Here is a 17,157-nt window from a genome sequence, read left to right as displayed (position 1 = left end):
GTTATGAATCTGTTTTCTCTCTTTGGTTGAGCGCAGTAGAGTCTGCGAGTAGGGTTATAGTTTGTAGCGAATCCCTAGCACATAAGAGCGTTGATAGAAGTCACGACGGATGAGCGTTTTGCCCGATATATCCTGATTCGGTACGTCTGAATTTTTGCTGTTGACGTTCTTGATGAAAATCTCCGTGGGTGTATTCAGTAGGTTATTCGCTTTGGCAAAAAGGAGGAATCCCCGGCCTGAACTGGCCCGGCTGAGCCGCTTTTCGATCGAGGCATCCATCTGAACAAAGCCCCGCTGGTACAAGTCGTTATCGACAAACTGCGATACGGTATTGATGCGGCTCCCCGTATAGCTGGCGGCAAGCTGGCCATCGAAGCCATGTTCGGTGTCTTTGTAGAGCAGTGATAAATTGGCTACGTGTGCCGACTGCCCATACAGCGCTCGTGTTTGGTTGACCGTAATGGTTTCCAGATCGCCCTGGGTATTGCGAATTCGCTTCGATTTGGGCGTAGTAATGCTGGAGTTGGTATAGGTATAATTGGCTTTAAGGCCCCACTGGCGGAAATATTTGATAGCGTCCAGTTCAAGACCAAAGTTGGTGGCGTTGCCGAAGTTGCCAGGACCATAGTACAAATCCTGACCCCGAATGGCATCTTTTTTCAGCGTGTATTCGATTGGGTCCTGAATGTGCTTATAGAACAGACCGACCATAAACTGCTCCAGCGGGCGCGGGAAAAACTCATAGCGAAGATCTACATTGTCGGCAACAGCCCGCTTCAGGTTCGGGTTACCCCGTTCCTGGTATTCTTCGTTGACAATCCGATAGGGGACAATTTCGAAAAAACCGGGTCGGTTCAGCGACCGGAAGTATGATAGCCGCCAGTTGGTCTGCTCGGTAGGGCGATACCGGAAGTGCAGGCTAGGTAAAATATCGGTGTAAATCTGGCTGCCGGTTGGATTGTCTTCACCAATCGGGAATTTCATGGCGTAGCCCTGATCCGTATGTTCAACCCGTACACCACCCGTGATTTCGAGCGGTTGGTCGGTCGTGCGGAATTGGAGATAGCCCGCTGCCGTTTTCTCGCTGGCATCATAATTCAGGGCCGAAGCTACGGAACCAAGCGGGTTCTGAATGGTCCAGACGATTTGCGTATAGTCCGTAAAATCGACGCCGTACTGCGCAAACGGATTGCTCGGGCGAAGGGTGTAATTGTTGTAAAAATTGGTGCGCTGTTTGTCCCGGTACAGTCCGCCTGCCATCCATTCGACGGCTACACCGATTAGGTTTGTTTTCAGGGTTAGGTTGAGGTAACCAGCCAGATCGGTATCTGAATTATGCTCCCATCGACGCTGTCCATCCTGAACCGTTGTGCGTTTTTCAACAAAATTCTGCCGAATGCCCAACAACGGCACGTAGGTTTGGTCGGGTACTTCGTTGGTGGCTGTCGAATAAACAGCCGACCAGTTAAGCCCCAGCTTGGAGTTTAGCTGGTGTGTGCCCTGAAGTGTGCTGTTGTAGATTTTCTGCTTCGTCAGTCGCGATCGGGTTTCGTAACCGAGGGTTGCGTTTCCCAGTACAGGATCGAAGCCGCCAATGCCGAGTTCGGTTGATTTGGTTTCGCGGATTTGCTCGTTTGTCAGGCTGATGAGTGCGTTGAACCACTGGATTTTGTTTGATTCATTCACCCGAAAATCCATCTTGGCATGCACCCCATAGCGGGTTTGCCGTTCGGAGTATTGGCGTTCACTTTGCTTCGTGAGCGTAACACCCCGAAGGGTATCCACCACATCGCCGTTGAAGAACAAGCTGTTATTACCGCGATACGTATTCTGAAGACTACCCGCCAGGATTACCCCAAAGCGTTGGTTGAAGAACCGATTGCCAATGGCGAAACTACCAAGCAAATTCGGTGGTGGTGCTTGTCGGGTATAGCTTGCCGAGGCTTTATTGAAATCGGTGAATTTAGCGCTGTACTGGCTCCCAAACTGCTCATATGGCGATTGAGCGTTGATATGCTTTGTATCGAAGCTGACAAACGGACGGTTGAAAAACAGTTCACTGTAACCGGTTGATACGTTCGCCAGAATGGTCAGATGGTTAGGCGCATCTTTCATCACCATATTAATGGCTCCGCCAACTGCATCGCCTTCCATACTGGGTGTCAGGGCTTTGTAAACTTCCAGTCGATCAAGGAGTTCGGCGGGGAAAATGTCGAGCGGAACGTAACGGTAGCGGTTATCAGGACTGGGAATTTTGACGCCATTGACGAGGGTGTAGTTGTAGCGTTTGTCCATGCCCCGCAGAATGGCGTATTGGCCATCGCCGTTACTGTTGCGCTCAATCGAAATACCAGAAACCCGCTGGATAACATTCGCAACCGTAAGGTCGGGTGAGAGTTCGATGGTACGGCCCGACACGATGTTGGTGACCTGCAACGCATTCCGTTCCAGATCGCGGGCCGTGCGATCGCTGGAACCATCCCGCTTGGCGGTTACGGTTACTTCAGTTAGTTGGCGATCGGTATCCGTTTCGAGGGGCAAGTCGAGTGTAACGGTTTGATCATCAGATTGGATAATTACGTCGCGGCTCATCGTCCGGTACGATACGTAGCTGATTCGGATTGTATGCGTGCCCGTCGGTACATTCTTTATGAGGTAAGACCCGTCCAGTCCCGAAACGTTATAGAGCTTCGTGTTTTCTATGATTAACGTAGCGCCAATGACCGGCTGGCCAGTAGCTGCGTCGATTGCCCTACCCCGGATATTGCCAGCCCATGCGTGCAGCACTATCAGCAGATAAAAACCAGTAATAAGTACAAGTCGATTCATTCGGTTTCCTGAAAAAAATATTCCCTGCGTTGCGATCACTCGATTGCGTTGGTGATTGATGCCGCAAAGGTGGAATCAGGAAAGAGAACCAGACAAATTATACCCGTGAACAAAAAGGCAACAGCCTCTTTCGGGCCGTGAACAACCAGGCAACATTATGAATGGCGAGGAATTATATTGTTGATTTTCAGTGCATTGTTATGTTGGGGAAACGCCATTATCTTATTGTTAACAATGTGTTTCCTAATTGTGAAGCCGCAATAGAGCCTATGGAATGTTATATTTTTTCGGGAGAAGATTGTATGGGCGATGAGAACCGTTGGATGAAGGCAGACAGTGATTCGCCTTCGGCGAGACCAATTTTTTTGCGCAATCGGTAGCGGGCAACGCGTAAACTATCGGGCGAAATTCCCAGCAAGGTAGCCACATCCGTTGAGTTGATATTCATCTTGAGCAGGGCAATAAGCCGTAGATCGGTTGCTGTTAATTCCGGGAATTGCTGCGTCAGTGTATGGAAGAAGTTGGGATGTACCTGATCGAAAATGTTTCGAAAATCATCCCAGTATTTATCCTGATTGAAACTCAGATCGATTTTCTGGGCGAGTTGGCGGAGGAGTTTTTTCTGATCCCGCTTATCATCTTTCAGGATAGCCGTCAGGTCGTTTTTCAATTCTTCCAGCACCTGATTTTTCTGAATGATCTGTAGTGTATGGGCTGTTAACTCTTTGCTTTTCAGCTCTAGTTGACTTTTTAGGTTTTCTTCTTCCAGTTGCTTGTTCTTTAGTTCGGCTTGGATGAGTTCATGCTGGGTTCGGAATATCGCCTGATTTTGCTGATGGAGCGCCTGCTGGTTTCGGAGCTTCAGCCGCTGCCGACTAATGATAACAACCCCTAAAACACCAATGAGCAATAAGACAACAACGGTGGCAATGATGATGATAAGGTCGGTTCGTTTCTGGGCATTGAGCTGGTCTATCTCGCTATCTTTCCGTTCAACTTCGTACAGCGTCTGGAGTAAGGTAATCTGTCGGTTGTTTTCAATACCATAGATTTCATCGGTCAAATCCCGGCTCCGCTCAATGTATGCGTAAGCACTGTCGGGCTGGTTCATTAGCCGATAGGTTTTGGCGATGTCTCTGAGGGCTGCACTTACCTGATACAACTCTCGTTTTTCCCGCGACATCCGAAGCGCCTTTCGGGAGTAGGCTAACCCTTGCTGATAGTTGCCAGTCTTCCGGAAAACATCACCCAGATTGTTGAGAATTTCCAGTTGCCCAATTTCATCGTGCGTTTGTTGGGCGAGCGTTAATGCGTTTTGGTAATAATAATGAGCCGAATCGTACCGGGCCTCATCTTCAAAAATACTGCCCAGGTTCTCGTAAATTTTGGCAAGACTATTGGTGTCCCGAGCTGCCAGGCTGTTGGCCAGGGCTAATTTCTGGTATTGGTAAGCCAGATTAGGCGACTGACGTTTTTCGTAGATATGCCCAATATTAGCATAGGTCTGGGCCAGGCCACCCCGGTTACGTTGCTGTTGGTAGAAAGCCAGGGCTTCGTTAAACTGAACCAACGCCTGATCAACCTGTTCATTGTAATAATAAACCGTACCGAGTTCATTCTGGTTACGAGCCAGCCGGTTGGCATCCTTCTCGGCGATAAAGATTTTTTGTGCCTGCAACAGAAAATCGATTGCCTGCACATAACTACTCTGATGGTAAAATAGTAATCCAATATGCTGGAGATAATCGCCTTCGGATAGTTTGTTATGTTGCAGGATGGCCTGGTCAAGCTTAGCTTTGCTAAGGCGATAAGCCGAATCCGGATATTGTCGAGATAACTGTTCGGCGGTGCTGAGGCTCTGCGCAAAACTGCTCGTGACTGCGCAGAGTAATAAAAAAAATATACGTAGACACATGCTGTATGTGTTCAATGGATACATAAAAAATAGGCACTCCCTGGCCAGATAGTATTATTTTTTGTCAGGAACCGATCAGAGCCAAAAAAGCCACTCCTATCAGAAGTGGCTTTTACTATATGAACAGAAGTCATTATCGGAGTGGCGTAGGTAACGTCACAAAATAGATTCGATTGACATCGACTTTACCCGTAGCTGGTAAAGTTTTAGTGGTGAATCCGTTCTGTCCGTTATCAACGACACCAAAGTCGTCGTCATTCGAAATCGCCAGAATGTTAGTACCAATCAGGGCAATACCTTCCGCTTTGTCGTGGGGGTAGACAGGGTTGAAACCGGTCAGAATGTCAAAGACCAGCGTCTTGGCGACTGGCGTAATACCCGCGTTTTGCAATCCAGTTTTGTCTTTTAACTGTTCCACCGTCAGCCCGCTAAATAGCTTGCCGTTGGTTCCATTGGTTGGGTCCGAAATATCGGTTGCCCCCGCCAGGTCAAATTTAAAGACTCGCTTGAAGGTAGCTGGTTTGGTTGGGTTGCCGCCGTAGTCGCCATCGCGTTCGAGAGCCAGGAAGGTTGTATTGGTAATGGCGGCAATTTCGCTGCAACCTGTCAGGCTGGCATTTTCCATCAGATACACATATTGTTTGGTAGCGCCGGTAGCAATGTCGAACGTTACCACACGCAGTACTACTGAACCCGTTACCGCGCCCGAGTTGGGATTATACAAAGGTGATTGCATCAAACCGACCAGCGTTTTGCCATCGGGTGTAATGGTCAGTCCTTCCATACCCCGGTTGGGCCGACGCGTAGCCAGTACTTTGGGTAATGTACGGCCGCCCGTACCGGTACCAAATGGATTGATCCGTTCAATGGTTTTGCCAGTGGCATCGAAGTGAACAATGTGGGGGCCATACTCGTCACTCACCCAAAACGTACCGTCAGAAGCCAGTACCAGACCTTCAGAGTCAATACCGTCAGCATTCGGGGCAATAGGTTGGCCGTTGAGGTCAAGTGCTGTTTCGCCAGTGCTGCCCTGACCCGACGGGTTAGGTAGCCCAGTCAGTAACTGACCAGCCGCGTTTTTCATCAGGATCGTTTTCTCCAAAACCAGTTGGTTACCAACGACACGGAACCGGCCAATTTGTGGAGTGAAATCAGCTTTTCCGAAAATGATCGAGTTGGCGGCAGCTCCGGCAGCGTTAGGGCCCCGGTCGGTCATGAGGTAAAATGCATACGGATCGTTCGGGTCAGGGGCGAGGGCCGATCCAAAGCCGCCGTTGTAAATAGTGGTCCCATTGGGTGAAATAGCCAGGGTTTTAGGATTAGAGGCTTCGGAGAATGTTGGGTAGCTGGTCAGCGAAGGGATGCGGTGATCATCGCAGCCTGCCACTAATAAGCTGGCGACAACAGTAGTAGTTACGAAAGAGGCTATAGAAAGTGGTTTCATAAAGGAGAAAACTAGCGATTGGAAAATGCACAAAGCTATAGCGTGCTACATTACCTGAATATGATAAAATAGCGTTTACTGTTAACGGAAAATTAAATTTTAACTAATTGATTAATAGTAGTTTATGTTTTGATGGAAAGCGGTTCAATTAGTGGCGAAGAAGTATTGGGATAGGTTAGATCTGGTCGGTGTAGGGCATATACGTATTAACGACTGAGCCATCGTCAAATAAATCGACTAGTGCATACCCGGCTGGCGTATGATGATAGTTGCCAAACCACCAGGCACCGCTTACGGCTCCGTTACAGAAGTAGCTCACATTATTATAATCGACCCGGTCCACTAAATGAATATGGCCACTCAGAGCTGCCTTTACGTTCGGGTGACGATTGAATAAGCCGGTAAGGCGAACGGTATCGCTATGCATCCAGCGGGCGGGTATAGTCCAGTTTTCGTTGGCGTAGCGTGGCCCATCGAAAAAGACACAGGCTGCCAGAATAGGAACATGTGAGACAATTAAAACAGGTATGTTGGCTGGAGTGGCTTTCAGGTCTGCTTCCAGCCAGTCGAATTGTTCGTCGTCGAGATGGGCGGTATACCAGCTTCCGTCTGCCTTGGGTTGTACACTATCCAGCACAACAATATGCCAGCCGTTGCGGGTCAGGCTGTAATAACGGCGCGCCAGTTGCAATTCGTCCATCGCCCACTTTTTACCGTCGTTGAAGGCGGTTTGTGTTTCCTGCTTACACCAGATGTCGTGATTACCAACACAACTCAGGATGGGTAGTGCATTCTCCCCGGTCATCACCTCCTGATAAAGTTTCCATTGCCGATGGACACTATCTTGGCTACGGCCATGCGCTTCCATGATGGCATCGCCCCCGTTGATCAACAAATCAGGCTTTTCGGGGAGGTTTTGTAGATGATGCAGGCACTTTTCAAACCCCTTGGCGGCACCGATGAGCGGTTGCATATGTACGTCGGTGACGTGAGCGATGCGTAAGACCCGTTGTTTGGCGAGGGGAGCCACCTGAGCGGTAGCGAGTTCATTTACAGAAAGAGCCGCAAGGCCCATACCCATTCGTCTAACAAGCTGACGACGATTCATGCAGGCATGTATTGGTTTACGCAAAATAAGTGCCTGACTATGAACTGTTGATTAAATCAGGGTTACGCTTGTATTAGGTAATAGGCTGATGACTAACGATTTCATAATTTCTGGCCCTGTTAAAAAGAAGGAAGTAAGATTGGTTGAAGAATGAACCGAATCAGCCTATAGCGATCCGGTTCAATAGTAGCGAAATGGCCGTTTCCTAAATAGCACTTGATGATGAGTAATTCATGAAATCCTAGAAAATTATTTTGATAAGTTGCGAGTTGTTGTATAATAATTTCGTGGTTTGTTATCACTACAAAATTATTTCTAAGAACTTTAGTCTATAGGATACTTTTTTTGTGAGTATTAATTCGTACTTTCACAACACCCTATCTACTAAGGAGTTATATTTGACTTTACTCTAATTTTATCCGGGATAAATACAAAAACTCATGTCATCACAACTAACCCGCCGGGATTGGCTTCGTGCCAGTGGCCTTCTGACTGCCAGCGTAAGCTTAAGTAAATTTGCTCCCGTTGAAGCGGCTTACCCTGCTGCTCCACTGGTGTCGGGGTTTACAAATGAATTTGCATTTGCCGATGACCCATTCGAAAAAATGGGTAGTCTACGAGCCCGGTTGCTGGCGAATGAAAATCCGCTGGGTATATCACCGAATGCGAAGCAAGCGTTGGTGAAAGCGGCCGAAATTGGGAATCGGTATGCCTTTATAGAGTTCGGTCAATTGAAAAAACTGATTGCACCCGACGAAGGCGTAAAACCCGAACACATCATGATGTCGCCAGGATCGTCGGATGTGCTGATGGCGGCTGCCGATTACTTTGCCAAAGGGGGCGGTACCATCCTGACTAGCGTGTTGACCTACGATGACCTGCTTCAACGGGCCGAAAAGTTTGGGGCAAAGATCAAGGCGCTTCCGATGACGAAGGATTATAAGTATGACTTGCCTGCTATCAAGGCGGCTATTACGCCCGATGTGAAAATGGTCTACATCGTCAATCCGAACAATCCAACGGGTACCATCGTGCCAACGGCTGAACTGGAAGCCTTCTGTCGCGAAGTAGCGCCTAAAGTTCCTGTATTCATCGACGAAGCTTATATTGATTTCTTCGAACCTGCCGACCGCCCGAAACTGGGTAAACTGGTGTCGGAAGGGCTGAACGTAATTCTGGCCCGGACGTTCTCGAAAATTCACGGATTTGCTGGCTTGCGTCTGGGGTATGCCATAGGGCAGCCCGCCATGCTCAGAACCCTGCGCGATTATACCAACGCTGATTTTGCGGTTAGTATCACTACGCTGATGGCCGGTATCGCCAGCTATCAGGACAAAGACTGGCAAAACCACTGCCGGGCCGAAAACGCCAAAGCGCGGGCCTATACAACCAAAGCCCTGACCGGCATGGGTTACGAAGTTATTCCCTCGTCGACCAACTTTATCCTATTCCCAATTCGCATGAAAACCGGTCCGTTCAGCAATCAGATGTTTGCCCAGGGCATCGGTATCCAAACCCGCGACTTCAATGGACAGCCCTATTGCCGGGTCAGCGTCGGCACCATGGACGAAATGGCCATTTTCATAGATGGGTTTAAAAAAGTGGTTGGATAAAGTAGTTGGATAAAGTAGTGAGGAGTTAGGAGCGAGGAGTGAGAAGGCTGGCGCATCAAGAAAAAATAGGCGTCAGCCTTCTCACTCCTCGCTCCTAACTCCTCACTCCTAAAAAATATGACAAGACGCGATTTTATTAATGCTACCAGTGCCAGTTATGCCAGTTTGATGGCGTGGGAAATGATTCATCCGGCTCCAGCGTCGGCATTTGATTTACCCGCCAATGGACAGAAGCAGGATGGTAAAGGGCGAAAAGTAATAATTCTGGGTGCAGGACTGGCTGGCCTGACAGCCGCTTATGAGCTTGGTAAACTTGGTTACGATTGTACCATACTGGAAGCTCGATCTCGCTCAGGTGGACGGGTATGGACCATACGGGGTGGTACCAAAGAGACCGAACTGGGTGGCGGGACACCGCAAACCTGCTCGTTCGAAGATGGATTGTATTTCAATGGCGGAGCCGCCCGTATTCCGCATCGTCACCACATTACCCTTCATTATTGCCGGGAGTTAGGGGTTCCATTACAAATTTTCAACGGGGCCAATGAATCGGCTTACCTGTATAATCACGGTGGGACCGGCAATTTTGCCAATCGTCGCATGCGTATTAGCGATTACCACCATGACATGCGTGGCTATACGTCTGAATTGCTGGCTAAAGCCCTCGACCAATCATCGCTGGATCAACAGTTGACGAAGGAAGACGTTGAAAAGCTCATCGACTTCCTGAAAAACGAAGGCGACCTGAACACGGCACATCTCTACAAAGGCACAAACCGCCGAGGGTATAAAGACAAAAGCCATCCAGGCGCTGGACATAATCCGGGTGTATTAACCGATCCCTATGGTCTTACCGACTTGCTCCGGTCTGGATTTATGCAGCCGGTGTTCTACAACGTGGGCGATTATGCCTATGAGCAACAGGCTACGTTGCTGCAACCTGTTGGCGGCATGGACATGATCCCGAAAGCTTTTGAGAAGAAGCTGGCTGGTAAGATTCTGTTCAATGCGCCGGTAAAAGAGCTTCGGAAAACCGAAAATGGAGTACGGATAATTTATCAGAAAGACGGTAAACCCGTTGAGCTGACCGGCGAATTTTGTGTTTGCACGCTGCCCTTGCCGATGCTCAAAAACCTGGAATCGGATCTTTCGGCTACGGTTCAACGGGCAGCCGATTTTGTTCCGTACATGAAAACCGGCAAAATTGGCCTGCAATTCAAGCGCCGGTTCTGGGAGGAAGATGACGGTATTTACGGAGGCATTTCCCGAACCAATATGGACATCAATCAGATCTGGTACCCATCATTTGGCTTACAGGAGAAGAAAGGAGTGCTGATTGGCTATTACAACTTTTATAGCCGGGCGGAGGCTGTAGGCGCTTTACCCGTAGTTGGACGTGAGAAGTTAGCACTGGAAGAGGGTGGGAGGATTCACCCCCAGTATTCGGCTGAGTTCGAAAATTCGTTCTCACTGGCCTGGCATCGGATTCCGTATAGCAACGGCGGCTGGGCCAATTATGATGATACGACCCGGAAGAAATATTACCCGGCTTTGCTCGAACCTGATGGGAATATCTACTTTGCGGGTGAGCACACCACGTACCTAACGGCCTGGATGGCAGGTGCATTTACATCGGCCCGTCGCGTCGTTGAATCTATCCACGCTCGCGTGGGCGAATACACAAAGAAGTAATCTGCCTTGACCAGGCAAGAGCCTGGTCAGTGAATAATAGCTTAAAACAAAAGTCTGGTGTTAACCTGGCTAAGACTAAAACTATGAAAAACAACCTGCTCTCTATTTTATTGTTCGTTTGTTGCGCCATCGCCACGCAGTTGATCAGTCAGCGTGTATGGGCGCAAACGACTTCTGCCAGCATGACTGTTGAGCAGTTGAATGCTATCAAAGGCATTAAAATCGCGAACCTTGATAAGGATACCTATTTCAAATCGGGGGGCTTTATCCTCGACCGATACGAAGAACGTCCGGCTTATGTATTTGCCTACAGCGATGGTATAACCCGAAAAATTTACCTCTATAAAGTGTTCTCGGCCGAAGACACCAAAGAACTGGGATTGCTGGCGATTTATAAAAACGAGAAGTCGGGAGCGGTAAAACCGTTTGTTATTCCCGGAGCCTCGGCCGACCGCAAAGCCTGGGATGCCTATATTGATGACTTAAAATACGTCGGTGAAAAAGAACCGGGCCTGATGTCGACCTTAACATTTGTTCTTTCCCGTGAAATGGCTGGCTTGTTGTCGGGCGGGGCCGGTAAATCGGATGAAGGAAGCGGTAAGAAGAAAGAAGAATATAACTTCTGCTTTGCCGCTGGCGCTCCGGTGTCCCTGGCTGACGGTTCTACCAAAGCAATTCAGGACATTGCCGTAAACGATGTGGTGATGGGCTACGATGCTCAAACGAAAACCCTTACACCAACGCATGTTACCCGCGTCGACGTACATACCGGCTCATTCGCGTTAGCTGGTGTATGGCTAGCCCCTATTCAGGAAGTAACGGCCGATACCCGCACTATACTTACCGCCCCCGTGTTGCTCGAGGCTACAGCAAACCATCCCGTGTTGACCGCTACTGGCCGGAAAGCATTGGGTGATGTAAAGGCAAGTGAGGTGTTATATCGCTATGATGCCACGGCTCAGGGCGTAGTCGCCTACAAAGTTGTCCGGCTCGAAACGTCTGTTCGTTCTGTTGAAAAAGTATTCAATCTGGCTACCGAGTCGGGAGCTTACCTTATTGGTGAGACAGTAGTGCTCGACAAGTAAAATAAATAGTTAAATTATACCAGAACGGGTATAGATTTGGTAAATTATACCAGATTTATACCCGTTCTGGTATAGCTATAAAACAGGAATAGAGGGAGACATCAAATTATACGGGCTCACTAAATACTCCGTGATTCCCATTGCCCTATTCTGCTTTTGCCTGTACATTTGCTTGATAAACTTGTATGCTCGCATACTAATTCAGGCAACAAAATCATGGCAGAAGCTTTCATTTATGATGCAGTTCGCACACCGCGAGGGCGGGGCAAAAGCGACGGTTCATTGCATGACGTGCAGCCCATTCAACTCCTGACCACCGTTCTGCGCGAACTTCGGGACCGTAACGACCTCGATACGTCGTTGGTCGATGACGTGATTATGGGTTGCGTAACGCCTATTGGCGAACAGGGGGCCGATATTGCCCGGACTGGAGCCATTGAGGCAGGTTATGCCGAATCAGTTGCTGGCGTTCAACTCAATCGATTTTGCTCATCAGGTCTGGAAGCGATTAACATGGCTGCTGCCTATGTGATGTCAGGCCAGGTTGATGCTATTGTCGCGGGTGGAGTGGAGTCAATGTCACGGGTGCCGATGGGGTCCGATGGGGGCGCTTTGTTTATGAATCCGCAGATTGTAGCCCGGCATAATATTGTTCCTCAGGGAATTTCGGCCGACTTGATTGCTACAAAATACGGCTATTCCCGGCAGGACGTGGATACCTTTGCGGCTGAGTCGTACCGAAGAGCCGTAGAGGCACAGGCGGCTAATCGGTTTCAGAAAACGTTAATTCCCATTAAAGATGTAGTGGGGACGACCCTACTTGATCGTGACGAAGGTGTGCGGCCCGGTACAACGGTTGAGAGCTTAAGCAAACTCAAACCTGCTTTTGAAGGAATAGGCCAGATGGGCCTGGATGCGCTTGCATTGCTCAAATACGCCCAATACGACAAAATAAACCACGTTCACCACGCTGGAAACTCCTCGCAAATTGTGGATGGAGCGGCTGGTTTGCTGATTGGCAGTAAGGAATTTGGCGAAAAAACGGGGCTAAAGCCACGTGCCCGGATCAAATCCTTCGCCGTTGTTGGCTCTGAACCAACCATTATGCTCACAGGGCCCGTTCCGGCTACCCGCAAAGTGCTCAAACGAGCTGGGATGCAAATCAGTGATATTGACCTGTTTGAGGTCAACGAAGCCTTTGCCGCTGTGCCCTTATTATTCATGGATGAGCTTGGAGTTTCGCATAGCCAGTTAAACGTCAATGGAGGGTCCATCGCGTTGGGGCATCCCTTAGGTGCCACCGGCGCCATTCTTTCTGCCACGCTGCTCGACGAACTGGAGCGTACCGACAAGCAGGTTGGCTTGACAACCCTCTGCATTGGTGGAGGTATGGGTATCGCCACCATTTTTGAACGGGTAAGCTGAAAATAATAGAACGCAGATTTTTATGATGATTATGATTTATTAAAGATCTGTGTGAATCATGATCATCATAAAAATCCGTCGGGGCCGCCCGTACGGTTCTATATAACGTATTGACTAATACTATCTAAGCAATGGCAATTCACTATTCTGTCAACGATACTATAGCACACATCATTTGGGAAATGACATCCAGCCCGATGAATGTGCTCAATGATGAGTCGATACCCGAATTTGAGGCTTCTCTGCAACGCGCCTACAGCGACGAGTCGGTCAAAGGCGTCATCATCAGCTCCAATAAACCCGAATTTGTAGCCGGTGCCGATCTGAAAATGATCCTGAGGAACAACGACAAAGACCCCGCAGAGATGCAGAAGGTTTCGTTGGAGTTGAACCGGGTATTTCGTAGCATCGAAACATCCGGCAAGCCAACTGTAGCGGCCATCAATGGGACTGCGTTGGGCGGTGGATACGAAATCTGCCTGGCCTGTCACCATCGAATCGCATTAAATAATCCTAAAACATTAATTGGCTTAGTCGAGGTAACGATTGGATTGCTGCCAGGAGCGGGTGGCACACAACGTCTGCCTCGTATGATCGGAATCCAGGCGGCTTTGCCTTTGATTCTGGAAGGCAAAAAAGTAGGTGTTCAGGAAGCGAAAAGTCTGGGTATGGTCGATGCCATTGCCGATACACCCGCCGATATGCTGGCACAGGCACGGGCCTGGATTGAAGCGAACGGAACGTCCGCCCGGCCCAAACCGGTAAAACCCTGGGATGAAATCGATCGAAAAACCGGGAAGATTGTCGGAAAAGATAATTTCAACGTGCCGGGTGGTACGGTGCAGAGTGCGGTTGGTGCGCAGACCTTTAGTGCTGGAACGGCCATGCTCATGGATAAAACAAAGGGTAATTACCCGGCTCCACTGGCTATAATGGCTTGTGTGTATGAAGGCTTGCAGGTAAACATCGACCGGGCGCTGGTCATTGAATCCCGTTATTTTGCCGAGGTGGCTACCTCAAAAGTGGCTAAAAACCTAATCCAGACGATGTTTCTGGGGCTGAACGAAGCCAATAAAGGAGTTAGCCGACCAAAAGACATTCCGAAAACAGACGTAAAAAAGCTGGGGATTCTGGGAGCGGGTATGATGGGAGCCGGAATCGCTTACGTGTCGGCACAGGCCGGAATCGAAGTCATCCTGAAAGATGTATCGATTGAAGCGGCTGAGAAAGGGAAAGCGTATTCGCAAAGTTTGCTTCAGAAAGGCTTGGAACGGGGAAAAGTAAATCAGGCAACGGTTGAACGGGTGCTTAACCTGATCAAACCGACAGCCGATACCAAAGATTTGCAAGGCTGCGACCTGATTATTGAAGCGGTATTTGAAAATCGGGAGCTAAAAGCGCAGGTAACGCAGGAAGCCGAGCCTATGCTGGCTGACACCGGCCTGAATGTATTCGCGTCGAACACGTCTACCTTACCCATCAGTGGCCTGGCGCGGACAGTGAAGAAACCAGCGAATTTTATCGGCATTCATTTCTTTTCGCCCGTTGATAAAATGGCGCTGGTCGAAATCATTATGGGCCGCCAAACATCTGACTACGCGCTGGCGGTAGCGATCGACTATGTTCGGAAAATTCGTAAAACCCCAATCGTTGTCAATGACTCACGCGGATTTTATACGTCACGCTGCTTCAGTACGTACACAGCCGAAGGTATGGAGTTGCTCAAAGAAGGTGTCAATCCAATACTGATTGAAAATGGGGGCAAAGATGCCGGTATGCCGGTAGGGCCATTAGCCGTAACCGATGAAGTGTCGCTGGATCTGGTGTACAAAATTTCGGGCCAGGGTATTCAGGATGGAGCTCTCCCCGAAGATGATACCAGCTATCAGATTGCCAACCAGTTCGTTAACCTCGGCCGATTGGGCAAGAAAGCAAAAGCTGGATTTTATGAATATGCCGACGACCGCAGCAAGAAATTATGGCCGGGCTTACAGGATTTATTCCCGCTGGCCGAAGTGCAGCCGACGCTCGATGAAGTGAAGACCCGGCTGCTTTATCGTCAGGCTATCGAAGCTGTACGTTGTTTTGAAGAAGGTGTTCTACGCACAAAGTTAGACGCTGACCTCGGTTCTATTTTAGGTTGGGGATTCCCGGCTTATACCGGTGGTGCGCTCTCCTTCGTCAATTTTGTAGGGCTCGAAACCTTCGTAAAAACGCTTGATAGATTGGCTGATACCTACGGTGAACGCTTCCGGCCGACAACTCGCCTACGTGAACAAGGAGCAGGGAGCATGGGGCAGGGGGCTAGGAGTTAAGAGTGAGCAGAGAGAATGCGGACGCCAGTTATTAATTTGCGCCAGCATTCTCACCGCACCGGCGGCCCGGTCCTAACTCCTTATTTTGATAGCTCACGGGTGTGGTGCCTGTCCAGCGACGGAAGGCCCGATTGAAAGCGCTCAACTCATTGTAGCCCAGAATGTAGGAGATTTCTTTGACGGGATGTTGTCCTGAGGTCAGGTAATGAATGGCCAGTGATTTGCGAATGGAGTCGGCGAGTTGTTGATACGTTACTCCTTCTTGTTGCAACCGGCGCTGTAAACTTCGACTGCTGACATTCAGATTAGCAGCAATGGCATCGAGCGTAGGAATGCCCAGGTACGCATTGGCCAGTAAATAATTGGTAATCCGTTCGGCTATGCTCTTTGTCTGTCCAAAGGCTTCATCCAGCGTAGCCACTTTCCGCAAAAACACACGCTGTAATTCATAATCGGCCGTCAGGATGGGCTCGCTCCAATAGTCTTGCTCAAACGATAGCTCATAACTAGCACTATTGACCATATGCTGGCACCGGAAAACGCGTTCGTATTCAGGCTGATCGGCTTCGATGAACGGAAGTTTTGCAGAAACGGGTCGAATTTTCTTGAGAACCATCCCATCCAGTTCGTGTAGCGTAAAGGCCATAAAAAAATCCATCATCTGCCGGGTTACGTCCGGTGCATTGGTCTGGTAAACTGCGTTTGGTACCAATTGGATGGTAAATGTTTGATCGGTATGGATTATGTTCATTTCGACGACATCCGTAATTAGATGAACAAACGCAACGGCATGTGTCAGGCCTTCGCCCACCGTTTGGCTATTCCGAATAAGCTCCCCGACAACTCCTAACGCGGCAATTTGCAGTGACTCGCCAAAGTGTAGCCCAAATAAGTTGTCATGACTTAAATCCGTAGCGTTCAGCCAAAGCGCACCAATCTGTTCTGTACTTACCGGAGTAGTCCCATTCTGTTTCAATTGGGCTAGTTCAACTCCTGAACGGGCACAAAGAACCTCCACCGATATATTTTTCTGGACGGCGTAGGCCAGCAAATTGGTCACTAACTGTTTCTGATAGGCTTGCATACCGTAAAGGTAATGAACGATTCGGTCCCGGATTTTTGCTGGCGTCAAGTGGTAATGAGTTGGCGGAAGATGGTAAAGGCCAGCCGACGGGTGTCCGGTAATTTTGTCAAAAAAACGCCATGAACGCAATCATTATCACCCTTATGTTCGCTATGAACCAGCTCGAAAACCCCCAGGTAATTAACGTAAAAAACGCTAATACAATCACCATGGAAACGCAATCGATTCAGGTTATCCACGATTTTCTCACTGCTGTTCAGCAGGGCAATCAGGCGAAATTAGCCTCGCTCATTCACCCTAATATCCAATGGAGCCAACCGGGGAGTAATCGCTTTTCTGGCCTGAAAAAATCAAGTGCCGAAGTTTTCCAGATGGTAGGAGGGATGTTTCAGGTATCGGGAAATAGCCTCAGGTTGACCGATATAAAGACACTGACGGCGAATGGCAATAGCGTAGCCTGCCTGGTTCACTGGAAAGCCGTTCAACCCAACGGTGGGGTTTTGGATGTGGATAATATCGATGTGTATACGGTCGAAAATGGACAAATTGTACAAGCTAAAGTATACTCAGCCGATATTGCGCAGGAAGATAATTTCTGGTTGAAATAGTCCCAGTTGGAGCGAATGCGTGACACGGTTCTAAACCGT

Annotated in this window: 11 protein-coding genes; 6 read left to right on the top strand and 5 right to left on the bottom strand. The window is 49.0% G+C overall.

From position 1 onward, the window contains the following. Positions 1-54: 54 nt before the first annotated feature. From ACYVFD_RS12810 to ACYVFD_RS12795, 4 genes are all read right to left on the bottom strand, one after another. The gene (locus ACYVFD_RS12810; protein ID WP_461090489.1) at positions 55-2,829 is read right to left on the bottom strand and encodes a TonB-dependent receptor; all 2,775 of its coding nucleotides are present in this window, start codon (positions 2,827-2,829) and stop codon (positions 55-57) included. A 277-nt stretch (positions 2,830-3,106) separates the two neighbouring features. Then, a complete protein-coding gene (locus ACYVFD_RS12805) occupies positions 3,107-4,744 on the bottom strand; it encodes a tetratricopeptide repeat protein (protein ID WP_461090488.1) in 1,638 nt (545 codons plus the stop codon). Between the two features lie 133 nt (positions 4,745-4,877). After that, on the bottom strand, positions 4,878-6,188 hold the full coding sequence (locus tag ACYVFD_RS12800; protein ID WP_461090487.1) for an esterase-like activity of phytase family protein: 1,311 nt from the start codon (positions 6,186-6,188) through the stop codon (positions 4,878-4,880). Between the two features lie 175 nt (positions 6,189-6,363). Further along, positions 6,364-7,296, bottom strand: a complete 933-nt coding sequence (locus ACYVFD_RS12795; protein WP_461090486.1) for a metallophosphoesterase family protein — start codon at positions 7,294-7,296, stop codon at positions 6,364-6,366. Between the two features lie 440 nt (positions 7,297-7,736). Here ACYVFD_RS12795 and ACYVFD_RS12790 point away from each other — a divergent pair, with 440 nt between their 5' ends. From ACYVFD_RS12790 to ACYVFD_RS12770, 5 genes are all read left to right on the top strand, one after another. Then, complete coding sequence (locus ACYVFD_RS12790) at positions 7,737-8,909, top strand: pyridoxal phosphate-dependent aminotransferase (protein ID WP_461090485.1); 1,173 nt, start codon at positions 7,737-7,739, stop codon at positions 8,907-8,909. A gap of 117 nt (positions 8,910-9,026) precedes the next feature. Further along, on the top strand, positions 9,027-10,601 hold the full coding sequence (locus ACYVFD_RS12785; protein ID WP_461090484.1) for a flavin monoamine oxidase family protein: 1,575 nt from the start codon (positions 9,027-9,029) through the stop codon (positions 10,599-10,601). An 83-nt stretch (positions 10,602-10,684) separates the two neighbouring features. Beyond that, positions 10,685-11,686 carry a hypothetical protein gene (locus tag ACYVFD_RS12780; RefSeq protein ID WP_461090483.1) on the top strand — a complete coding sequence of 334 codons (1,002 nt, stop codon included), beginning with the start codon at positions 10,685-10,687 and terminating at the stop codon, positions 11,684-11,686. Positions 11,687-11,902: 216 nt separating this feature from the next. Next, entirely contained in the window at positions 11,903-13,111 is a 1,209-nt protein-coding gene (locus tag ACYVFD_RS12775) for an acetyl-CoA C-acetyltransferase (protein ID WP_461090482.1), read from the top strand. A gap of 131 nt (positions 13,112-13,242) precedes the next feature. Further along, positions 13,243-15,426, top strand: coding sequence for a 3-hydroxyacyl-CoA dehydrogenase NAD-binding domain-containing protein (locus tag ACYVFD_RS12770; RefSeq protein WP_461090481.1), 2,184 nt, complete (start codon positions 13,243-13,245; stop codon positions 15,424-15,426). A 31-nt stretch (positions 15,427-15,457) separates the two neighbouring features. Here the strand turns inward: ACYVFD_RS12770 and ACYVFD_RS12765 are convergent, their stop codons facing one another. Then, entirely contained in the window at positions 15,458-16,510 is a 1,053-nt protein-coding gene (locus ACYVFD_RS12765) for an AraC family transcriptional regulator (protein ID WP_461090480.1), read from the bottom strand. A gap of 119 nt (positions 16,511-16,629) precedes the next feature. Between ACYVFD_RS12765 and ACYVFD_RS12760 the strand changes: the two genes are divergently transcribed. Continuing rightward, entirely contained in the window at positions 16,630-17,118 is a 489-nt protein-coding gene (locus ACYVFD_RS12760) for a nuclear transport factor 2 family protein (protein ID WP_461090478.1), read from the top strand. The last annotated feature ends 39 nt before the right edge of the window (positions 17,119-17,157 follow it).

It is taken from the genome of Spirosoma gilvum (assembly GCF_054776815.1).
This window is presented reverse-complemented; position numbering and strand designations above follow the sequence as displayed.